General features: G+C 76.2%; 1 protein-coding gene (running past one end of the window). It reads left to right on the forward strand.

What is annotated here, in order from left to right:
• Positions 1-25,122: the 5' portion of a hypothetical protein gene (locus ACF061_RS20800; RefSeq protein WP_392268391.1), read on the forward strand. 5,307 nt of this gene lie beyond the right edge of the window; only the first 25,122 of its 30,429 coding nucleotides appear in the window; its start codon is at positions 1-3; its stop codon lies beyond the right edge, outside the window.

Raw genomic sequence — 25,122 nt, forward strand, 5'->3', positions numbered from 1 at the left:
GTGGACCTGTCCCCGGGGTCGCCGCTGGGCAACCTGCTGAAGTTCCTCACCGGCATGGAGTGGCCCGACCTGGACCAGGCGGCGATGCACCAGCGCGTCGTGCAGCCCCACGTCGACCTGCAGCGGGACCTGCACGAGTTGCAGAGTCTGATCGCACAGGTCACGAAGTCGGTGGAGGGCGCGGTCGAGGGTGCCTGGAGTGACGCGTACTCCCAGGCGATGGCGACCTTCGGCGCGGGTGCGGGGGCGGACCAGATCAAGGCCCTGGTGGACACGGCGGACCAGCTCGCCCGGTACGGGCAGAAGACCCAGGCGGACGCCGAGTACTACAAGAACGTCATCATCATCCAGCTCAACCTGTTCCTGGTCGAGTGGTCGCTGATCATGGCGATGGCGGTGTGGAACCCGATCGGCGCGGCGATCGAGCAGGCGGTGCTGCGGGCCGCCTACCGGGCGATCCTGCGCAGCCTGCTGTTCCGGTTCCTGATCGCTCTGGCGGAGCAGGAGGTGCTGAACGTCGGGCTGGCCGCGGCCACGCACGAGTTCGCCAAGTGGCTGACCGAGCGGCACGGTTACACGCTGGAGGACTCCGACGAACTGCTGGCGCAGGCGGTCGGGTTCGGGGCGTTGCAGGGTGTGTTCGGCGCGTTCGTGCCGTTCGTGGGCGGGGCGCTGGGCGGGCTTCTGGGCAAGGCGTTCGGGCGGGACGCGGCCGGGGCGGTGCGCGGTGCGGTGGACGCGGCGCTGGCGCAGGCGGAGCGGGTCAGGGCGGCCGGGCGGGATCTGGCGGAGGAGGCGGCCGGTTCGGCGGTGAAGCCGGTGGCCACGGACTTCGGCCGGGATCTGGCGGGCCGGACGGCCGACCTGGCCCGAGCCCTGCGCGAGGGCCGGGTCGACGCGGCGGGTGAGGCGTGGTTCGCCGACCTCGGGGACATCTTCGCCCGGGGTCTGGGCGGGTTGATGGAGGCCGGTGCGGCGCGGCGGCTGGGCGAGGAGTGGGCGCGGGCGTTCGCGCGTTCCTTCGGCACCCGGGGCATGGAGGCGGCGCTGGCGGTGCCGTTGCGGGCGCTGCCGTGGAACGCGGGGGCGCTGCGGCGGGCGCTGTCGGAGGACGTGGCGCGGGCGTTCGCGCCGGACTTCGGGCGCAAGGTCGCCTCCCTGGCGGGTGAGGCGGCGCTGTGGGGCGGCGCGATGAACCTGGCGGAGGGCACCTACAACGCGATCACCCTGGGCGAGTTCACCACTTCGTCGGCCACGTTCACCTCCGGCGCCTTCGGCGCGCTGATCGGGCACGCGGGCGCGCACCTCGGGGCCAAGGCGGGCTGGAAGGTGCGTTCGGCGCTGGGGCTGGGCAGGACGCCGCCCGTGTCCGCCGCGGGCACGGGCGCCGGTGCGGGGCCGGGCGCGGGCAGTGGCGACGGTGCCGGTGTGGGAAGGGGCGGTGTGAACGCGCCGCCGGGGCCGGACCACCCGCTGATGCGGCCGGCCGCCGACCTGCGCTTCACCCCGCCCCGCACCACCTCCGACGGCCTGCCCTCGTACTACCGCCCCGCCCCGGACGCGCACCTCCCGGCCGCCACCGCACGGGCCACCGCGCACGGCGGCCCGTCCGCTCACGCGGGCGCCGACGCTCACGCGGGCGCCGGTGCGCATGCGGTCGCGCACCCGGACGCGGGCCTCCCGGCCCCCGCCGCGGCGGCCGGTCACGCGGTGGGCGGCGGCCGGGACGGCGTGGTCGCGACCGGGCCGTCGGCGCGTTGGGAGGAGTTCCAGCGGCAGCGGGACGCGGCGTACCACGACCGGCTGGCGGCGGCGGAGGCGACGCGGCGGGCGGCGGAGGGCCTGCCGGACGGCCGGCTCGACGCGGCGCGGGAGGAGTTCGCGCGTCAGGACCTGTTCGGCGGCAGGCATCTGCCGCAGGACGAGACGGCCCACGAGCAGGTGCTGGACGCCTATCGCACCCATGTCCGGGAAAGGTTCGAGGCCCTCGCCCGGCAGGCGGGCGGCTTCGACCGGGTCACGCCCGAGCAGCGGCAGCGGGTGCTGGAGCAGGCGGACGCGGACGTGCCGCGGATGTGGGAACAGGTGGCGCGGCGCCGGCGTCACGAGGAGTCTTTCCAGGAGCGGTTCGAGCAGGCGGTGGACGAGTACCGCCGTCAGGACCTGTACGGCGGCCGGTACCTGCCCGACGGTGGCCCGGCCCCCGCCGCGCACGGGAACCTGACCGTGCAGGAGCGGCGGATCCGGCAGCAGGAGGCACTTCAGGAGGCGTGGGAAGGACGCCCGCCGGTCTCGCTGGAGCAGTTGCGCACGCGGCTGGAGGCGGTGCACCGGCAGGCGGTCGACGAACTCCACCGGGCCTCCGGCGGCCCGGACACGGCCGCCGCGCGGCGGGAGCTGGAGGCGCGCATCGCCCGGATGCACGACGAACTGCCGCGGCGCGTCCACGAACTGGCCGACCGCGAGAGACACGTCCGACAGGGGCTGGACGCCTTCGACGACTTCGCCGGTCAGCTGGCGGGCATCGGCCGCGAGCCCGCCGATCCGGCCGTGCTCGAACAGGCCCGGGAGGGCCTGGCCGAGGATCTGCGCACCGCGCACACCACCCTGCGCGAACAGCACGGTGATCCGGGAGTCTTCGAGGCCCGCCGGCAGCAGCACCTGCGCGAGGCGAGCGGCGACCGCGCGCTGCTGCAGCGCCTGGAGTACACGCAGGTCCGGCACGAGCGGATGCGCCAGGCACGCGAGTTGCTGGACCGGGCGATGGACGCGTTCGAGGACGACCTCGCGGTCGGCACGCCGCTGGGCGAGGCCGGACGCGAGCGGCTGGCCCGGGCCTGGGACAAGGACGTCGAACAAGCCGTCGACGCCGACTGGTTCGGCCACCAGGACCACCACGACTTCCGCCGCCCCCCACGAGTGGAGACCCGGAGCACCGAAGACACCGGCACGCCCCTCCCGCCCCCCGCCGGTCGCACGACGGGGCAGGCCCGGTCCTTCCAGGAGGCGCTGGACGCCCTGCACTCCGCCCTGCCCCGGCGCATGGCCCACGAGGCGGAACGCCAGACGGTCATGGAGCGGGCCGGCCGCGACTTCCACGACCTCGCCGGGCACCCCGACAGCCTCGCCCACCACTACCAGGTCGACGACCACGCCCTCGAACAGCTCGGCGCGGACTTCCGCGAGGAGACCCTGCGCGTCCACGACAGGATCCAGTCCGAAGCGGACCCCGCCCTCCGACGCGCCGGCGAGGACGAGATCACCGCCTGGCTCCGCCACGAGGCCCGTCACGAGAACGCCTTCCACCAGGCCTTCACCACCGCACGCGACACCCCGCCGCCCCAGTCCCGCCCCGCTTCCGACACCGCCCCCGGCGCCGGCGGCCCGCGCCCCGTCACGCAGAGCGGCCCCGTCACGGAGACCGGCCCCGTGACGGAGACCGGCCCCGTCACGCAGAGCGGTGCCGCCACGCCCCCGTCCGGTACGCCCGCGCGTCCGGTGCCCACCGCCTCCGACCCCGCCGAGCTCGGCCCGACCACCCGGTCCGAGTCGCGGACCCAGGAACGGACCCGGGAAGGGTTCCCGACGGCGGACGCCCGCCGGGCCGGCCCGGCGGACCGTACGGTCGGGGACGTGGCGGACCGTACGGTCGGGGACGTGGCGGGGCAGCGGACGGTCTTGGTGGCCGAGGACCGGGCGGCCGGCCGCGCCGCCGCCGAGGACGCCTACTCCGTCCTGTCCGGCGCGCCCGTCAGGACCGAGTCGGCGGCCTCCCGCCTCACCGACGCCCCCGGCGCCACCCACGCGGCCGCGACCGACACCACCGGTGGCGGCAGCACGGTCGCCACCGCGACCGACACCACCACCGGTGGCGGCGGCGAGGCCACCACCACGGCCGGCGCGGTGCCCGGGGCGCGGGGCCGGTGGCAGGAGCTGACGGCGCGGGACGCCGCCGGGGCGAGCCTGGTGCAGGTGCACGTCCGCAGCGAGCTTCGGCGGCTGGGAGACGTGGCGGCCGGGCCCCTGTCCGCCACCGTGGCACAGGGCTACGACCGACTCGACCCGGCCTGGGACTCGCACCCCGTGCAGCGGCGGGCGGCCGCGATCGCACACTGGATCCGCACCGGTGAGCGCCTCTCCCCGCCCAGCCGGTGGCAGGAGCTGACCCGGAACGACCCGGACCAGGCGAGCCGGCTGTGGTCGCTGGCCGGGCTCGAACTCCAGCGCGCGCAGTTCCCGACGATGTCGCTGACGACCCGGGCCGTCGCACACGCCTACGACGGGCTGGACGACGCCTGGCACACCCGGCCCCTGGGGGACCGGGTCGCCGCCCTCGCGCACCGCATCCGCACCGGCGCCGATCCGTCCCCCTCCGCACCGACCCCGTCGATGCCGGGACGGCAGCGGGTGCGGCTGGACCGCGGCCGGGCACACCTGCTGGAACTGACCGTCCGGGCCGAACTCGCCGCCGCGGGCCACCCCGCCCAGGACCTGCCGCCCGGACGAGCGCTCGTGCGCCACTACCTCCTCGACCCCGCCTGGCACGCCACGTCACCCGGCCACCAGGCCGCCGCCGTCGCCCAGTGGCTCCGCACGGGAGTGCGCCCCGCCCCGCCCGCGACCGTGTCCGGCCCCGCGCTCCCCGCCACCGGGACGGCCGCGAGCGTGGCCGGCCCCGCGCCGCTCACCACCGAGGCGTCCGCCGCCGGCGCCCGCTCCACCCGCCCGGCCGGCGAGGACGACCGCTTCCTGGTCGAGGAGGTCCTGCGCGAGCACCGCCGTCTCGACCCCGACGGCGTCGTGCCCCTCCCCACCCCCGCCGACATCCGCGCCGCCGCCGGCCTCCTGCCCGAGGGACCCGGGCACGTCCCGCTGCGCCGACGGGGCGAGGAGATCGCGCAGTTCCTCCTCGGCGGTGAGGCGGTCAGGGTCCGCGGCGGCGCCAAGGGCGTCGAGAGCGAACTCCTGCGCCCGCTCATCGTGGCCCCCGGCCCCCTGGTCCCGTACGGCACGCCGCCGGCGACCCATCCGTCGGTCGCCTCGGTGGCGATGGAGACCAGCCTGGTCCAGGAGGACGCGGACCGGCGGTTGCACCTCTCCGACGGGACGGGCGGCGGCCAGGGGAGAACGGTCGACATCTGGATCCCCGAGGACGACCGGACGGGGACCGGCGACGTGGCCGTGCACACGGAGCCGGTGGCCGGCGGGTCCGGGAGCACCGGCCTCCCCGGCGACGAGCCGACGGCGGCGGCGTACCAGGCGGATCAGGCGGCCCGGGCGGAGCCGCGCGCCTTCGAGGCGGCGGTGCGGGAGGAGCCGCTGCTCGACGGGCTGGACCCCCGAACGGTGCGGCGCGCCCTGCGGGTGTACGAGCGGCACGTTCCCGGGCGGCTGCTCGTCGGGACGGACCCGGACACCGTCGCACAGCGCGAGAGGCGCACGCGCGACGTGCGTGACATCGCGCTCGCGCTGGTGAGCGGCGGCCTCCCGGCGGCCGAGGCGAAGGCGCTGGAACTGGCCCGGACCGGTGGCGACGCCGAGGACCCGGCCCTCCTCGACGCCGGAGCCGTCCGCCGGTTCGCGGGCCTGCCGGGCGGCGCCCTGGGCTGGGAGATCGAGGACCGGCACCTGCTCGCCTACGACGGCCCCCGCCTGAACAAGGGAACGGTCCTGGTCAAGGGGCACGGGCTGGAGATCCAGGTCGAGCAGCACCCGTTCCAGCGCCTGCACGACGGCCGGCTGGTCGCGAGCGCGAGCAGGGCACGGCGGGAGACCCCCCAGGGCGCCGCCGCCCCCGTGCTGGAGCCGTACGAGATCGCGGAGGTCGTGTCCCAGCCGCACCGGGTGCTGCCCGGCGAGGGACGCCCGCCGCTGGAAGACGGCATGTACTGGACGCACACGCTCCGGGCGCGGCTGACGCGCGCGGACGCCGAGCGCCGCCCCGTGCCCCTCGCTCGGCTCTTCCCCGAGTCCGAGGGGTGGGAGGTGACACCGCACGGCCGCCGGGTGTCGATCGCTCCGGTGGCCGACGGCGAGACGGACTCGGCCTACCCGCAGTACACCGCCGGAGTCCCGATCGACGGCGGCAACATCTTCCTGGACTTCGTCGAGGCGAACATCCGGCAGGACATGGGCTGGCAGAAGGACGTCGCCGCCGCGGGGAGGACGTTCGGCGCCCGGGTCGCGGCCCTCTTCGCCGGCCGGCTGAGCGGCACGCCGGCCGACGTCAGCCACCTGCCGTTCATGAAGTCGCTGCCGGGCGTCGAAGAGGTGTGGTTCTACTCGCGTCTGCTGTTCATGCACGCGGTGGCCATTCCGATGCAGCGGCGCTACGTGCCGAACATGCTGGTCAAGGGGATGCTCTGGGCCGCGCTGCGCACACCCTTCGCGGACCTGCGCGCGGGGCTGCGGCCGCGGACCCGCGCGTTCCTCGAACAGTCCGCCGAGGAGATCCGGGGGCTCCTGCTGCGCTCGATGCAGGAGGCCCTCGCCGGCCACGCCCGTCGCGGCGGATGGCCGCCGGCGGATCTGAGCGGGATCCTGCGCGACACGACGTGGAGCGGCCTGCCCGTCGACGAGTACGTGACCGCGGCGCTGCGGGGCGAGACGTCCAGGGGATCGCAGGTCAGCCAGAACGAGACCGTGGGCATGGACGACTACTACGGTCTGGACACCGACGACGGCCGACTGCCCGTGGGCCTCGCGCTGCTGGAGATACGTGCCTTCCGGAGCAGGGACGCCTCGGCCCGCCAGATACAGCAGGACATGCTGGACACACGCGCCGTGCTGGCGGGCGTGTACACCCGGGCGGTGCGAATGGCGGGTTCCGCGCCGGACGTGGGAGGGGCCATCGGCCGTATCGTCCGCAGTCCGCTGGGCCCGCGCTTGTCGGCCGTGGTGTCGGCGTTCGCGCAGACACCCGCCGGCCGCTCCGAACCGTTCATGGGCCCTTCCGCGCGCGCCCTGCTCCTGGAGGCCGCCGGAGCGTTCCTGGCGGGCGGCCGCCTCGCTCCCTTCGTGGTCACCGAACTCCGCGCCGCGGCCGCCGGACTGCAGGAGTACGCCGGCAGCGCACCGCAGGGCCAGCCGGTCCAGCAGATGTCCGTGGTGGCCTCCGCCGCGCTCGGCGTCGCGGCGGAACTGGAGGGGCTCTCGGCGAGCCGTGCCGGCGACCGCACCGCGCGGGGCGCGGGCGGTGCGACGCAGTGGCACGCGTACAACGGGGGCGCCGGACCGCTGTCGGCGGACACGGTCCCGGACCAGGAACCGGAACCGCGCACCGGGGAGTCGGCCCCTGCCGAACTGATCGAGGTGCCGAACCCGAGCACGGCGCTGAGCAGCCCGGAGACCCCCGTACCGCTCCGGCAGGAGGGGCGGTGGCTGTCCGGCACGCCGCTGCTCGCGGGACCCGGCCGGCTGCTGGGGCACGACTTCCGGACCGCGGGACCCGCCGTGGGACCGCTCGACGTCACCGGCTTCCACGTGGCCAGGCCGGCCGGCCCGCAGGGCGGGATGACCCAGGAACGGATGACCGCCCCCTGGCACGTCTCCACCTTCCTCCTCCCCTACGTCGTCCTGCTCGACAGCACGCAGGAGCGGCTGCGCGTGCGGACGGCCGGCGGCCCCGCCGATCTGGAACACGCGGAGTTCGCGCGGCTCTTCGCCGCGCACCTCGCCGCACACGCGCGGCAACTGCGCCCGGCCGCCCCGGTCGTGCTGCTGCTCGCGGGAGGCGGCGGCCCGGACCTGACGCTGCCCCGGCTGGTGGCCGCCTGGACGGGCCGCGAGGTGTGGACGCACTCCGGAGCCGTCGGCGTGCTGCCGGACCCGCGGGCCTCGCGCATCGTCGTCGTCGGCGGCGACGCCACACGGCCCGAGGGCCAGTGGATCCGGACCCTGCCCGAGGACCTGCGCCCGGTCGCGCGGCCCACGTACGACGGGCCGGCGCTGCCCGGCCCGGTCCCGGAGGAGTGGATCCCCGACCTGGGCGGGCAGCTGTTCGCCGGCGCCTCCGTCCAGCACCACACCGTGGTCGACCACCTGAACCGGCCCATCGGCCGGGCGTCCTTCAACGCGGTGGACTGGGCGAGCTGGGGAGGCGCCATGCGGCAGCGCCCCCTGCCCCTGGCGGAGCACTACCTCACCGGCCGCACGGCCGGTCCCCTCTTCTACCTGCGCACCGTGCCCCAGCGCCGACTTCCGTGGAAGACGGAGACGCCGGACGCGTCGCCCTACTACCTCATCGCGCACGGAACCGAGACCGATGTCAGGCTGCACCGCGGCCGCTCCGGCGACGCGTTCGTCAGCGGCACCACCATGGGGCGGTGGGTGAGGCGCCGGCCCAGCCTGGAACGGCGCCGTCCGACGGATCCGATCGTGCTGCTGTCGTGCTCCACCGGCGGTCCGACCACGGCGCCCCGGGGGAACGTCGCGCAGCAGGTGGCGGACGAGACCGGGCGCACCGTGTACGCGCCGACCGGCAAGGTCCGGGTCGACTTCAGCGTGGAGGACACCCGCGACGGCTACCTGGGCGAATGGCTGGTGTTCCACCCCGGCCGCCCGCGGGACTGGCAGCGGTACGCCGTCGGCCGCGTGGTCGCTCCCCCGTTCCCGGCGCGACCGGTTGTCGGTGGCACGGGGAATCCGGCCGCCTCCGGCGACCCCTCCGGTGCGGCGGAGGCGACCGGGGGCGGGCAGGCGGCCCGGGAGGAGACAGCCCTCGCAGGACCGTCCGGCACCGCACGGGAGGGCGCCGGAACCTCCCGGCAGCCGTCGACCGCCGACGCGTTCGCCGCTGCGGTGCGGGAGGAACCGCTGCTGGAGGGGCTGGATCCGGGTGAGGTGCGCCCGGCGATGGAGATCCAGCGGCTGCACGATCCCGCGCCCGTGCTGGTCGGTACGGATCCGGAGACGGCCGCGCTGCGGGAGCGGCGGGTGCGCGATCTGGGAGGGATCGCCCGGGCGCTGCGGGAGCACGGTGAGGACGAGGCGCACCGCACGGCGCGGCAACGGGCCGCGGAGGCGGATGTCGCCGGGGACGGCCGCGCCGGACTGCCCGGGGGCGCCCCGCCGCGAAGGCAGCAGTCCGCCGGGCCGGCGGGACAGGCCGGGCAGGCGGCGGTCCAGCAGAACCTCAAGGACCGCGTCGAGGACGCGCTGCGGGGTGTGGCCGGCGCGTCCGCCCGGGCGGGCCAGGTGCTCCGGGTGGTGGAGGCGGCCGCCCGGGCCGAGGGGTCCTGGCACGAGGAGTGGCCGGTCGAGCAGGTGGCCAAGGTGGTGGCGCTGCGGTCGTGGACGGTGCAGGGGCACGGGGCGACGATCGAGGCGCTGACCCGGCCGGGCCGTCTGCACGTGGCCGAGGCGGCCGCCGCCAGGCCGCCGCTGGCCGAGCTGCTGCACCGGCACCCGACGCTGCTGGAGGTGCTGACCGGGGCGGACACCATGCTGGAGTCGATCTCCGCCCAGCACGACAGCGTCCTCACCGCCTACTACAACCGGCCCTCGTTCGTCGAGGGCCTGCTGACGGAGCAGAACGGGCGGCGTCCCCTGGTCGAGGCGATCGACGGCCGCCACTACTCCGTCCGGTTCCTGCTCAGCACACCCGGTCTGACCGCGGTCCTGGAGAACCGGGTGCCGCTGATCATGTCCGTGGCCGGTGTGGGGCCCGCGGTGGCGTCCGTCATGCTGAACCCCCGGCTCGCCGCGGCCCTGGTGCAGACGCACAAGCAGCGCGGCGAGGCGTACACCAGGACCTTCGGCACGGAGTGGGCCCTGAACCAGGCCCTGCGCGACGCCCGCGACATCGACGACGGCGCACTGCTCGCACTGCTCGGCGACCTCGAACTGCGACGCGAGCTGCAGCAACACGCCGGCCTGGTCCATGTGCTGGTGAACGCCCCCCGGCTGTTGGCGGCGGCGATGGCCGACCTCGGGGTGATCGACGCCCTGGCGGCGGGCGGACCGGAGTTCGCCGACGTCCTGGAGGACGTCCCCGCCTTCGCCGACCGGCTGGCCGGCCGCACGGAGTGGCTGAGGGCGGCGGCGGAGAACCCGGCCGTGGCCGACGTCCTGTCCCTCGACCCCGGCCGCTTCGACGCGGTGGGCGACGACGAGCTGGAGCAGGCGCTGCGCCGGGCCGTGTCCCCCGTCCCGCCCGGGCCGGGCCAGGCCGTCCAGGCGTCCGCGCCGGACCCGGCAGCCACACCGCTGGAACAGGCCACGGCGGCCGACCCGGCCCTCGCCGCGCTCCTCGCGCACGAGCCGCACCTCACCGGCGTCCTGGAGGGCGACCCGGAGCTGACGGCGACCCTGGTCCGCCGTCCCGGCCTGCTGACCCGTCCCCACCACTTCCGGAGGCTGCTGACCGACCGCGGCGCGCAGCTGCGGCCGGCGGTGCGCGAGGGATCGCCGCTGCTGGCCCCGTACGTGCTGGCGGCCGCGCTGCGCCACACGGTCCTGCGGGAATGGCTGGTCGGCTCCGGCCCGCTGGTCACGGCGCCCGGGAGCGACCTGCGCCGGCGGACAGCGGTGGAGGCCGCGGCCGACGTCGACACGGCCCGGATGCTGTTCGAGACGCCCACCTACGGCCAGTTGCTGCGCTTCTCCCCGGTCATGGTCCGCGTCATCGTCCTGCGCAGGATCTGGCGCGAGCGGCCCACCGACGAGCGGGCCCTGCTGCACGCGTGGCGGTCGGGTTTCGGCATGGCCGCGTACGCCATGGAGGACCTGCCGCGGTTCCTCGAGGTGGTGCTGCGCGACGAGGCCGCGCTGCTGCGCCTCGCGGGCGAGCAGATGAACATGCTGACCAACCTCACCGACCAGTCGATGGCGAACCTGCTGCCGCACGCCGAGCTGGTCAGGGAGCTGGCGGCCAGGCCGTCCGTGGACATCTCCTACCAGCACTGGCGCGCACTGTTCGACAACAAGCCGTTGCTCGAGGCGCTGGGCCAGGACCTCGGTGTCCTGCGCCTGCTGGCGTCGGCGCCCGCGGCGTTCGCCGAGGCGATCGCGCGTCCCGGTTTCGTCGAAGCGCTGCGGAACCCGGAGTTCCGTGCCGCGATCGGCATCGCCGCGGACCGCAGGAAGAACAAGAAGTCCAACTGGGCCGCCCCGCTGATGGCCGCCCTGGTCGACGAGGAGTTCACCGGCAAGCCCACGCTGTCCTCCGAAGGCGTCACGCTGACACCCAGGCGTCTGGCCCTGGGCGGGCTGTGGGCTCTGAGCCCGGAAGCGGACCGGGAGAGGTTCCTCCAGGCCGCGGGCGGTTCCGAGGAGGCGCTGCGGGGGCTGCTGGCCGTCGACGCCGTGGTCCGCCCGAACCGGGACCTGTTCGACGCGGCCAGGAAGAGCACGGCGCTGGGCGCGGCCCTGCACTCCGACGGGGAACTGGTCCCCCTGCTGACGGAGCGCCCGGCACTCCTGCCGCGCCTGCTGGACCGCTCCTCCGGTCTCCTGCTCGCGCTCTCCATCACGCCGGCCGTCACCAGGGCGCTGCGCACCGACGACTCCCTCTACCGGCTGGTGACGGAGGGCGACGACATCGGTCAGCTGATGACCACCCGCCCCCAGTGGGCGGCGTCGCTCGCCGACAACCGCGAGCTGTCCCGGCTCTACCACCTGAACGGGCGCATGTGGGGCGTCGTCCAGTCCAGCACGCTCCTGGAACCGGTGGTGCGGCTCAACGAGTCCGCGGCGCGCGCGTTCGCCGACAACGATCCGGTGGCTCGGGAACTCACGGCCGCCGACGCGGCCCCGCTGCTGCTCGGCCTGGGCGCGCTGGGCGGGGTGCCCGGCGGGGCGGCGGTGGTGGACGCGGCGGTCGGCGGTGTCCGGCTGGTGCGTTGGTTCAAACGGCATCCGCAGGCGGTGGCGGTGTTGGCGGCGGTGCCGCGGGTGGCCGCGGGGATCGCGCAGCATGCCGCGGAGTTCGGTGACGACCGGCTGATCGAGCGGTTCGTGGGGGCCGGGCAGCTGCACGCGGAGCTGGAGGCCCACCCCGGTCAGGTGGGGGTGGTGCTGGGTGACGCCGAGCTGCTGGAGACGGCCCTGCGCGTTCCGGGGGTGGTGGCGGCACTGACCGCCGACCCGGCGGTGGCGCGGCTGTTCAAGCGGCGCCCGGAGGTGCACGGCCTGCTGCGGCAGTGGCCGGGAGGGGCGGACCTGCTGGCGCGGTCGCCGGAGGTGCGCCGGGCGCTGGGCGCGGTGCCGGATCTGGCCGCGGCGCTGGTGGACGAGCCCAACCTGCGGGTGGATCTGGTGCGGGCGCCGTGGACGGTGGGGGTGCTGGAGCGCGACCACCGGATGGTGCGGGACGCGCGCGAGGACAGCGTGCTGTGGCGTGCGGCGGTGGCGAGCCGGACGCTGGGCGAGGCGCTGACGCCGACGATGCGGCGGCGCAGGCTGGCGGGGCTGACCGCCCTGCTGGAGGAGCGGCCCGGGTTCGCGGAGCGCTTCCTCGCCGCGCCGCGGCTGCTGGAGCTGGCGGTGCGCGGCTCGCTCCTGGCGGACGGGCTGCGGCGGCTGATGCGGGAGCGTCCCGCCCTGTTCGAGGAGGGCGCCGAGCAGGAACTGCTCCAGGCGGTCGAAGAGGCCATGGCGCTGGCGTCCGCCACGACCGAGCAGACCGCGGACTTCGCCGCGGCCCGGGACGTGAAGGCCCCGGCTCCCGGCACGGCTGCCGTGAAGGGTGGCGGCGGCCGGGCGGAGACCGTGCGCGGGCCGGGTCCGGAGGCGGTGTGGGCACAGGCGCTGCGGTCGCGTCCGGAGGCGGTGGAACTGCTGCTGGACGTCCGCAACGCCGAGGCGTTGCGGGGCCTGGGGGAGCGGCCCGAGTTCCTGGCGCTGTTGTTGAACTCGGAGATCGCGGACAACGTGGCGGTGGATCCGGGACGGTGGCGCGAATACGCCTTCGGTGACTTCCTGGCCTCCGGCGGGGCGCGGCTGGAGGACTTCGAGGAGGACTTCCAGGCTCATCTGGACCAGGTGGCGGTGGTACTGGAGGGGGACCAGCGGTCGCGGGTGCGTGCGGAGTCGTTGCCGGTGTGGCAGGCGTCGCGCGAGGAGCGGGGCCGGCGGGCGGCGGAGGAGGCCGCGGTGGTCGCGGACCGGCTGGCCGGGCTGAAGGCGAACGAGCCCGGTTCGTGGGTGTTCAGCGGGCGGGTGGTCTTCGCGGAGAAGACCCTGGCGAAGGGCCTGGACGAGGCGGACTTCGAGGCGCTGCGGGGGGTGGCGTCGGCGGGTGCGCGGCCGCGGGAGGCGGTGCACGGGCTGCCGTACGCGCTGCACCAGGGGCTGCACATCCATCTGCGGCGCGGCAGCTGGGGCGCCTCGTTCGTGTTCGTGATCGGCGGGGACGGCCAGGTGGAGGTCCTGGTGACCGGGATCGCCGCCAAGCGGCGGGGCAACGCCTACGTGTGGGGCGGTGGCAACGCCACTCCCGGTGCGCTGGACGCGGGTGTGGTGCACAACCACGAGGCGATGCGGCTGTCCCGGGAGATGCTGGAGCGGGCGCAGGCCCGCCGGACCGCCGCCCCCGCCGCGTCCAGGGGCAAGGGGAAGGCCGGCAGGGGCAAGCGACCGGAGACGGCCGGCGCGGGCGCGGGCGCCGACCGGGCCGTGCCGCGGCCCGGTGGGGACGCGGGCCTGGCGACGCTGGCGACGCTGCTCGCGGAGTACCACGACGCGGCGGGCGCGCAGCATGCCGCGCGGGGTCAGGGTGGCCGCGCGGTGGCGCAGGCGCAGAACAGGCTGCGCCAGGCCGAGCGGGGGCTGCGGGAGCTGGGCCTGCCGGTCAGTGGCGGTTCCGCCCGGGTCATGATGGCCGGTGCCGGGGAATCGCTGGTCGACGGGCTGCGCAAGGCCCACGCGGACGCCCTCCGCGCGGGCCGGCCCGAGACCGCCCGGAAACTGGCCAGGGCGCTGGCGTTCCACGGGGCCGCGGTTCCGGCCGTGGAGCGGGAGGACACCGGTTCCGGCACCCGTGCGGACGGCCCGGCCGCCGACCGGACCGCGGAACACTCGGCCGGGGCCGCCCTCACGCCGCCGTCCGCCTCCGAGGAGGACCTGCGGGCCATCGACTACCTGGGAGCGTCCGAGGAGTTCGAGAGGCGGCTGGCGGACCACATCCTGACGGGCATGCCCGCCGTGGCCGACCACATCCGCGAGCTGACGCGGGCCGCATGGTCGTACGTGTGGCACAACAGCCCCGAACACCTGACGGCGTTCGGGCGCGACACCCGGACGACCCCGGGTGCGGTCGGCACCGACCTGACGGTGCTCGCCCACACGGTGCAGGAGGGCAACCTGCGCGAGCACGTGGCCATGCTGACCGCCCTCGTCGGCGGCACCGGCATCCTCAGCTTCGAACACCCCCCTGAGATCAAGGCGCAGCGGGACGAACGCACGCGGGGCGCCAAGCGCCGCACCGCACAGCGGCCCGAGGAGATACGGCCGCCGTTGAGCGCGGCCGAACGGGCCTTCGCGGTCCGCCGCGGCAAGGACGGCCGGGAGCGGCTGGGCTGGGCACGCGGCGAGGACTACGCCCAGCTGCCCTTCTCCGGACGACTGCACCAGGAGTCGAAGGAGACGGGCGGCCTGGTCAGCACCGGACTCTCCGGAAGCACCTGGAACCTGCTCGCCCTGGCCGAGTACATCGGGGAGCGGACGCAGGTCCCCGTCGACATGCGGCTGGTCCGGCTGGCCGCCGTCGGCGCCCTCGTCGGCGTCGGCCACCACACCATGCACGAGGTCATGCTCACCGCGCGGACGTGGGACCGGGCCCGGGACGGCGCGTACGCGCTGGACTACGACAACGACGTCCGGCGGTACCGGCGCATCCCGCCGCTGACCGAGGAGGAACTCCGCCGCCACGTGGCCGTGGACGGCCTGTTCCCCGACGAGCACGCGCACCCGGCCGACGACGCCGGCACCGCGACGACGGCCCCGGCCGGTCAGGACGGCGCGGCCGCGGAGCAAGCCGGGCAGACCGGTGCGGCGCGGCTCTGGAACGTGCTGCGCAATCCCTTCGTCGGCATGGCGAGCACCGAGAACGCCATGGTGAGCGGCCTGCTGGAGGCCCTGGAGCACGATCCGGGCAACCCGAGGCTGTCGCAGGCGCTGAGCACCTACACCGGCGTCCCGGCGGAGGCGGCCGTGGACCGGGCGGGGACGGCTCCGGTCGACGCCCCCGTCCCCGCCGACGCCCCCGCCCCCGCCGCCGTCCTCGGAACACAGGGGAGCGCCCCGGGGAAGACGCCGGCACGGACCGTCACCGCGCGGGAGACCGGCCGCGCCGGCGACACCGCCCAGGAGCAGGAGCAGGAGCAGGAGCAGGAGCAGGAGCAGGAGCAGGAGCAGGAGCAGGAGCAGGAGCGGGCGCGGTCGCAGGCACAGGCACAGGCACAGGAGCGGCCACAGGAACAGGGCGCACCGGCGGACGCGACGGCGCCGGAGCGCGCCGACGCCGCGCCGCGCGCCCCCTGGTACGCGCTGCACGGCATGCTCGGCGAGGGCGCGGTGCGCGGCGTGGCGACGTGGACCGCGGAGCGGGCCGACCGGGCGGCCGGCCAGGCGCTCGAGGGCCTCGGCGACCCGGCGCTGGCCGCGCACCTGCGGCCGGTGCTCGCCACCGCCCTGCGCACCACCGACCCGACCGCCTGGTCGGACCTGCTGCGCCGGGGCCTGTACCACGCCGTCCCCGCGGGCGGCGGGACACCTGCCCAACTCGTCTGGCTCAGGCCCGTGATCGAGAACATCAGGCCGACCCGCAGCGCCGTCGAGGACGGGGACGTGCGCACCTACGGCGTCCGGTTCGCCGCCAAGTCGGTGGCGACCGAACGGACCGAGTCCGTCGCCGACGCCGTAGCCTTCGGCGTGCTCACGGCCGTCGCCCTGACCTCCGCGGCCGCGTCCGCGGCCGTCCCCGGCGTTCCCGCGCTGCGGGGCGAGGCTGAGAACGCCGTCGTCGGGGGAGCGCACCAGACCGTGATCGCCGGACACGGCAGCATGGTCTCGGAGACCACCGGCTTCGACGCGGACGTCGTCTTCCGGGTGTACGTCGACGGACGGGAGCACGGCACGCTGCGCCCGGTCGACCGGGGCCTGGTGGCCGACTTCCCGGCGGCGCACTCCACGCCCGGCGAGCCCGTCCCCGCCCGAGCCGAACCGCCCGCCCACGACGCCGCCCGCACGACGCCGCCCCGCCTGCACCGCGCGGTCGTCCACGCCCTCGACATGACGCCCGTCGCCCTGTACGTGCAGAGGCGCCTGCTCGACGCCGGGCTGGGCCCGGTCCCGGCGCGGAAGATCATGCAGCGGCTGGAGATCCTGAGCGAGGAGGTCCGCAAACGCGGGCTCACCGCGCTGGGCGCCGGGTACTCCCACCGCGTCGTACGGATCGGAACCGTGCTGCCCGGCCTGGGCACGGACGTCCGGGTCGGCCTGCGGGTGACGGACGTCCGGCTGGAGTACCTCGGCCGGACGCCGCCGGTGAAGATCCGCGAGGACCTGGGCGTGGGGTCGGCGTTCGTCAGCGGCCGGAGCGGCGAGAGCTCCGTCTCGCTCACCGCGGGCGCGAACGTCATGGGTCTGGCGGCCCCCTCGACGCACCTCCCCGGGCACCACGCGGCCGTCGGCGGGCAGTTCCCCATGGCCCTGGTCACCCTCGGTTCGAAGAGCTCCTGGAGCCACAAGGAGACCGTCGGCGTCGGACGGCACACCGTCCTGACCACCACCGAGGACGAGGCCCGCTACCTGGCCGCCCTCGGCGTGCTCGTCGAGCTGTCGTCCCGCTCCCACCCCGGCCTGGCCGACGCCCCCGCCACCGTGGAGCTGACCGCCGACCTCAGCGTCCCCTGGCGCGCGGGGCAGGGCGCGGCCGACTTCGAGGAAGAGGCCCAGGGGCGGGTGCGCAGCCCGGAGGTGCTGTGGACGCTGAACGCCGCCCGGAGCGCCGCGGACCCGATCGCGGGCGGGCCGCACGTACGGCGGCTGCTGGGCATCGCCGAGGTCGCGCCGGACCGCCGGCAGACGCCTCCCGACCGGCTCCCCCCGGCGCCGCGTCCCGAGGAGCCCCTGTACCTGGCCGGCCGGCGCGGACTGCCGCCGCTCGCCGTGGCCGCCGCCCTGCCGGGCTCCGAACGCGTCGTGGACTGCCTGCGCGCCGCCGCCCGCGACCTCGCCCGCCGCACCGGGCTGAGCCGTGCACGCCTGGACGCGCTCGTCGAGCGAATGGAGATGTACGCGGGCCCGGACGCGCTGCTCGGCGACCTGACCGACGCGATCGCCGGCATCAGCCACACCGTGGGCGACGTCGCGTTCGGCGTACGCGTCCGGCTGCTGGACACCGTGCGGGTCACCGCGCACCCCACGACCCTCAACACCCGGGTGTCCACGAGCCGCACGGTGACCGGCGGCACCGGCCGCAGCCTGATCGTGCGCGGCTCCGTGGGCGGCGTCGCCCGCGTGTCCGTGGGCGGCGGGGTGCGCGTCCAGGCGGGCGTCGGCAGGCTCGAGGGCGGCGGCACGTTCCGCTCCGGCACCGGTTTCAGCAACGTCGCGGGCTCGTACGAGCGCGTCGAGACCGAGGGACTGGTCGACCGGCACGTCATCCGGGTCGCCTACGAGGTGTTCCTCGACGCCAAGGGGCACAAGAGGGAGCGGTGGTGGCTGCACCGGCCGGAGCTGACCGCCCACGTCCTCGTGCCGCACCAGGTCGTGCCCCGCAGCCCCGTCAGCGAGGCCGACGCGCAGGCCGCGGGCACGCTGCGCCGCGCCGGCCGCGCCGCGCCGCGAAGCCGTCCGGAGGACGCCCTCGACCTGTCGCTGGGCACGTCCGGCGTCTACCCGACGTTCCTCGACGCGCCGGTGCTGCGCGAGACGGTCGCCGGTCTGTACGCCCGCCTGACCCACGGCGCCGCCCTGCCGCCCGCCGTGGCCGCGCGGCTGACCCCGCGCGCCCTGGCCGCCGACCTGAACGAACTCACCCGCCCCGGCGGGCTGGAGATCGTCCACCGGCTGCCCGGCGGCGAGCACGTCGCCGTGCGACTGGAGCTGACCCCGCTCCGCCCGCGCGTGGAGGAGCCCGCGGGCGCGGTGGAGATCGAGCACTACGCCAAGTCCGCCGTACGGCACACCACGCTGCGGGGCGTCGACCGCGCCGCGCAGATCCTCGGCGGCCCCCAGTTCCAGTTCCGGTACGGCTCCGACTCGGGCGGCGACGTCGAGATCAGCGACGGCCGCACCACGGGCGCCGAGCAGGGACACCACAGCGGTGTGCCCGGCGGCCGCCTCACCGTGGCGGCCTACGCCTCCGCCGAGGTGCACCGGGGCGTCCGCCGCACGACGGACGACGGCGTCATCCACATCACCCGGACCACCGACTCCGGCCCCAAGCGGCTGATCACCGCCGACGGCGGCTGGCGGATCGAACTGGTCAGGTCCCGGGGGAGCGAGAGCCGCGGCAGGGTCCTCGACAGCGTGGAGCGGCACATCACCGTCACGGACCACGTGACCCTGCTCGTCCCCGAACGCCGGATCGACGACGTCCGGCCGGCGGCGGCCGCGGACCGGACGGCGGCCGGGGCGGCCCCCGTCACCCGCCAGTACCTGGGCGGCCTGCTGCCGCGCAACGCCGTGCACGCCGAGGTGCTGCGGGCCGACCGGGTGGCGCGGACGATCGTGGACCGGCTGCGCGCGCACGGTCTGCTGGCCGCCCCGGCCCACGGCGGGCCGCTGCCCGTCGAGCCGCTGCGCCACTGGGCGGAGCGGACGTTCGGCTCACCGGCGCTGGCCGCCGGGTTCGGCGCCACGCTCGGCAACGGGCTCACCGCGTCGTTCGTCCTCCCGGGCTTCGCCGGCGCGCGGCGCGTGGTGTGGGCGCGGGTGCGGGTGGAGGAGGTGGCCCCGGCCCGGTCCGGCGCCCACCGCCCGGAGATCACCCACACCCTGCGCAACGAGGGCGTGCGTGAGGAGAGGACCAGCGAGCGCGGCGGTCACGCGTCCGGTTTCGGCGGCGTGCTCACCGGCCGCGGCGGCATCCATGACGCGCACTCGGGCGAGCAGGGCCATGCCGGTGCCGACCTCTCGGCAGGCTACGCGGTGGGCCGCACGGTGGAGCGGACCCGGTCGGAGAAGGTCCTCGACATCCACCGCACCAGCCCCCGGGACAAGGGAGCCGCACCCGAGGCCAGGGGCGCGCAGGAGATGACGCACCCGTTGCGGTACCTGGTCGAGGTGGGCGTCACCCACCAGTCCGCCGAGGCCGTCCGCCTGCTCTCCGAGGGCGCCTCGCTCGTGGCCGGCGCCGTCGCCCGGACGGTGGGCCTGCGTCCCGCGGCGCTGCCGTGGCCGCGGCCGTTCGACTGGACGGAGTCGGATGTCGTCGACGGCGCCGTCCGGCTGCTCGTCCCCCGTTACCTGACCGAGGAGACGGCCCCCGGGACGTCACCGCGTGCGCCGTTCCGCCGCGCCGTGGGGACCGGTCCGCGCTGGAGCCGGCCGGGCGCCGCCGTTTCGGGGCCGGTCGCCCGACTGGCCGAGAACCTGCACGTCTGGGACGTGCCGGCCGCCGACGCGGTCAGACGCTGGGCCGCCGTCGCCGCCCGGCGTCCCGACACCTACCCGGACCGGGTCCTGCGGGCCGCGGCGGACGGTCCGCGCTCCTCGCGGGAGCGGCCGCGGGAGTGGGACGGGGAACACCTCGCGCCGCCCGTCCGCGCGCTGTACGACCTGCACACCAGCCCCGAGGCGCTGGCCGTCCGCGGTGCCGCGCTGTTCGGGGAGGACGGCCACGCCGTCGCGGTGGACGGCGGTACGGTCCGCGTCCGCCTGGTGGCGACCCGGGTGGAGTTCGGCCCCGAGAGGCAGCAGAAGGCCCGCGTCTACAGGCAGGAGGACGAGGAGCACGAGAGCGCGCAGGAGAGCTTCCGGGGCGTCCACCGCGGCGGCGGCCCGGAGGCCGGCGGCGGTTCGGACGACGTTGCGCTGCTGAACCGCGACCCCTACGAGCGCGGCGTCGCCGGCGAGGACAAGCTCGCCTCGGGCGCGGCCGAGACCGACGAGCACAACAGGGAGGGCGTCAGCCCCTACCGCCACGTCACCCTCGACGTGGACGTCCACCTGCGCGGCCCCCGGGGCACCCTGGTCGTCTCCGTGCCCCGCGGCGTCACCGGCGTGATCCGGATGAAGGACGGCAGGCTGGTGGGCGACCTGGACCGGCTGCTCGCCCCGCTGCTCGCCGCGCGGGACGGCGCCGACGCCGACGCACCCGGGCCCGGGCCCGTGAGGACGGGCGCGACCGGCGTCGCAGCCGCGTCCGCCGGTGCCGGTGCCGGTGCCGTTCCCGCGTCCGCCGCGGCCGGTGCCGTTCCCGTGTCCGCCGCGGCCGGTGCCGTTCCCGTGTCCGCCGCGGCCGGTGCCGTTCCCGTGTCCGCCGCGGCCGGTGCCGTTCCCGTGTCCGCCACCGTGCCCGGCGTGCGCGCCGTGACCGACGCGGCCGGGACCGGGAGCGCGGCCGACGCGGCCCCTGTGCCCGCGTCCGCCGACGCCGTGCCCGGGGCCGACGACACCGTGTCCGCGTCCGATGCCGGCGTGCCCGCCGTCCCCGTGTCCGATGCCGGAGCGTCCGCCGCCCCCGCGGTAGCCGGGTCCGCCACCGTGACCGAAGCCGCGGCGGCCGGGATCGGGGCGCCGGTACCTCTCCCGACCGGTACCGGGACCGGTACCGAGACGGGGACCGAGATCGCGGAGCCGCAGACGTCCGCCGCGGCCGGTTCCGCGGAGCAGGTCGGGGAGGACCTCGCCCCCGTGACGGCGCGGGAACCGCGGCCGGCGGAGGCGCCCCCGGCGTCCCGGGCCGGGTCTCCCGAGTCGTCGGGGTCCGGGTACGAGGAGGCCGCCGGCACACCGCAGGACGGGCCGCTCGTTCCGTCGGCGAAGGCCCTCGGCAAGCGGAACGCGGTCGAGGACGAGGCGTCCGGGCAACAGCACGGGAAGCCGCTCGGACAGGAGCGGGCTTCGGGGGGCGCCGCCGGCCGGCGGCCCGTGGCGATCGGGGGACCGGGCCCCTCCGGGCAGGCGGAGGGCTCCGGTTCCGCTCCGGAGCAGGCCGTGGCCGCCCCGGAGCGTGCCATGACGCCGGGCCGGCCGGTCACCGGGTCCGGTGGAACGGTCGCCGGGTCCGATGGGACGGTCGCGGAGGCCAGCGGGGCGGCCGCCGCCGTGCAGGAGCGCGCCGTGGCGCCGTCGCGCGCGGCCGGCCAGGAGCCCGGCGGACCCGGCGACCCGGTCGCCCCGCTGCCGGTCCGGCGGATCCGCGACCTGGACCCGCAGGCGCTGACCCTCGCCGTCCCCCGGTCGGGGCTGCCCGCCATGCCCGAGGTCGTGCGCACGGTCGAGCGGCTGGCCGCCGGCCTGGGACACCGGCTGTCCCCGAACACCCTGGACGGGCTGCCCGGGACCCTGCTGCTCAACTACCGCTACCTCAGGGACGGGTTCATCCTCCGCCTGGAGGGCGTCGAGCTGCGGATCCGGCTGGGGACGGAGGACCCGCTGCTGGTGCCCCGGGCGGCCGGCGCCTACGACGGCCGGGCCCTGGCGTCCGTACCCGAGGAGGACGGACCGGACGACGCCTCGGCGGCCACCCGCGAGGCGGCGACCACGCCGGACGGCACGGCGGCGGCCGAGGACGCCCCGGGCAGGCCCCTGGGCCGTTTCCCCGAGCCCGGGGAGGCGAAGCCGTTCCACGCCAACGAGGCGGTCAACGCCCTGGTCAATCCCGGCGCCGTGGTGAAGACGTACTCGGCTCCCACGGAGGCGTTCCGCGTCCAGGGCGCCGCCTCGTTCGGCATCGGCGTCGGCCGGGTCGGCCTGGGTCTCGCCCAGACCTACTCCACGGGCCGCAGCACGACCACGGTCTCCGACGCCGAGCGGGGCCGCGTCGCGGTGGCCAAGACGGACTCGGAGACGGTGGCCCTCAAGGCAGTCTGGCGGATCTCCGTGCGCACCGGCACGGAGCGCTCCGGGACCGCCGGCGACCCGGTCACCGTGCGGGCGGCCGCGGACGACCGGCTCCTGGTCCAGGTGCCGGCGTACTACCTCGAACCCGCCCCGGCGAGGCAGGTCGTCGCCGAGGGCGAGCAGGTGGCGAGAGTGCGCGGGCAGGTGCCGCCGGTGCACTTCGCCGCCGGGCTGACCGAGCTGCCCGAACTGTTCGACGCCGTCGTCGGCCTGCTGGGGAAGCAGGGCCTGCCCGTGCCGGTGGGCAGCGTCACGCGCGACGAACTGGTGCAGAAGCTCTGGGACCTGGAGGCCCACCTCGAGGAGGCGGTGGACTCCGGCTACCTGATCACGCTCCACGACCGGTACGGACAGCCCCGGGCGACCGTCCTGGTGCGCAGCGAACGGGACGGGAGCGTGCCGCCCGTCCAGGTGGGCGCGACCGGCGACAAGGCGGCGGTGGAGGACGTCAGGACGGCGATCGAGGGCGTCGGCAGCGGCGACACGAAGACCAGCTCGACCCGCGTCGCGCTGTCGGGTGGTGCGACGCCGCTCCCAGTGGGCCCCAGCCTCTCCCTCGAACTCGCCCGCGCGTACTCCACCGGCGTCGGCCTCGGCGTCGGCCGCACCGGCCTGAGCGTGGAGGTGCTGCGGGTGATGGAGACCGCCGGCTACCGGCTGGGCTGGATCCACACCGCGGTGGTGTCGGTGGCCGGCCGGGACAAGCAGTCGACGAAGCCCGTGCGCGGCGAGGGCCACCTGCGCACACCGGTGCCCGACGCCTTCCGCTACGGCCTGCCGGTCGGCGAGGACGCCCTGGCCACCGAGGACCCTGCGACCACGACGGCCATTGAGGGCCCTGCGCTGACGACGGCCACCGGGGGCTCTGCGATCGCGAGGGCCACCGAGGACGCTGCGCCTACGACGGCCACCGAGGGCCCTGCGACCACGACGGCCACCGAGGGCCCTGCGACCACGACGGCCACCGAGAACGCTCCCGCCGCGCAGGCCATCCGGACCGTTCCCGCCGTACCGGCCACCGAGGCGGGCCCCGTGGCGCCTGCGTCGGCGCCGACGGCCACCGGGGCGGAGGCGGCCGAGGCCTCCGCGGCGGCGGCAACGCGCGCCGCCCCCCGCGTCGTACCGGAGACCACCCCGCTGCGCCGCAAGGAGGGCGCGGACGGCGCCGGCCTGGAGGTGCTGCCGGCGCACGCGGCCTTGGGCCGCGGTTTCGGCACGGGCGTGCTCACGGTCGGCAAGGAGACCGCCCGCGCACTGCACCGCCTCGTCTACGAGACGGCGCGCAAGGGCGGTTACGTCCCCGAGGACCCCCAGGCCCCGCTGCGCCGCAAGTCGCTGGGCGACACGCTGCTCCGGCACCAGCTCGAGAACCAGCGGATACTCGCCAAGTTCCTCGACGAGCGGGCGCTGGGCGTCCACGAGTCGGTGATCAGGCAGGACGGCCTGCTCCTGGAGCTGGTGGTGCCGACCAGCACCCTCGGCGTCATCACGGGGACGAGGACGCTGTCCGTCCTCGTCAAGGCCCGGCCCACCGCCGGCAGGCAGCCGGAGTTCCTGGGCACGACCGGCGCGTACACGCTCGTCCACCTCGACATCGGCATGGACACCGCCCGGTTCTCGGAGAGCAGCAGCAAGCGGACCAGTCTCTCCGGGGGCGTCCGGGGCGCGCACGGGGTCCTGCGCGGCGGAGGGTTCGGCGCGAGCGCCGCGGCCCAGTCCGCCGTGGCCCAGTCCCGCAACCGCCTCACCAGCATGCCCACGCTCCAGGAGTACGGCGGCGCGGACAACCGGGAGTTCGCGCTCCACGAGGACTACGAGGCCCGCTTCCGCGAGACCCGGACCGGGCTGAACCGTCTGGAGTGGCCGGTCCCCGCGGCGTACGCCAACTGGCGCCCGCCACAGCGAGTCCTGCTTCCCCGCCAGGAGGGCAGGGTCCTGCTGTACCCCGTCGGCACGCCGCAGGGCGCGGCGGCGGACGTCTCGACGCCGCCGGGGCTGCTGGAGCACGGCGCGGTGCACTACGTGGACACCAGCGGCCTGTACGACGCGGCGGTCGAGGCCGTGCCCGGTCTCGCCGGACGCCCGGGCGGCCCCGCCGAGAAGTTCCTGCGCACCCTGCTGGGCCCGATCGCCATCCGCACGCACCTGCCCGAGGTGCTGGCGGGCGGCATCTCCACCGACCAGGTCTTCGAGGCCGGGTTCGTCCGCAACGAGCACGCCGCCGTGCACGTGTCGGCCGGCCTGGGCCCCTCGACCTTCGTGGGCGCCACCTCGGAGCCGTTCGTGTCGGGCAACATCGCGCTGGGGCTGACCCAGGCCAACAGCGAGCAGCGCGACTCCCGCGCCGTCCAGCTCACCCTGCCCAGCGTCACCCTCGGCGGGGCGACGAGCGACAGCGGATCCCTGCAAGGGGGCCTGGACGTCACCTGGGGACGGCAGTGGAACAGCGCCACCGTCACGGAGACGACCGGCGCCACCGAGGAGATCAGGCTCCCGAGCCTGGCGCACCGGCCGATGTACTTCTACCGCGCCTCGGCCACCTACGAGGTCACCGTCCTGCGGCAGGAGTCGGCCAAGCTGCTGCCCACCCGGTCCCGGCCCGGGGCGAGGACGGTGCCCGACCGCGAGGTGGTCTACGGGGTGCCCGAGTGGGTGGCGCTGCGTGCCTACGGGCGCGGCGAGGTGCCCGTGCCCGACCGGCGGCTCGTCGACGTGATGAACGCCTGGAGCCGGGGAGAGGTCCGGCTCGGCGGCGACACCGTCGCCGCCCTCCTGGTCCGCTGGACGCACACCACACCGGACCCGGCGGACACCGCGCCCGCCGGCCCGGGCTCCGCCTCCGCGGGCTCGGACATCGCGTCTGCCGGCCCGGACACCGCGCCCGCCGGTCCGGGCTCCGCCTCCGCCGGTTCGGCGCGCGGTGGAGAGGCGGCCGACGCCCTGGCCGGGCTCGGCGCGTCCCGCGCCGCACTGGCCGACCTGCTGTGGGACATGCACCGCGGCGGCGAGCTGCCCATCCAGGACGACGGGACCCTGCGCGCCTTCGCGGACCGGTTCGGCAAGGCCGCTCCCGACGGGACCGTCCCGGCCCCGTCGGCACCCGTGCCC

Source organism: Streptomyces sp. NPDC015220, assembly GCF_043079345.1.
GTDB lineage: Bacteria > Actinomycetota > Actinomycetes > Streptomycetales > Streptomycetaceae > Streptomyces.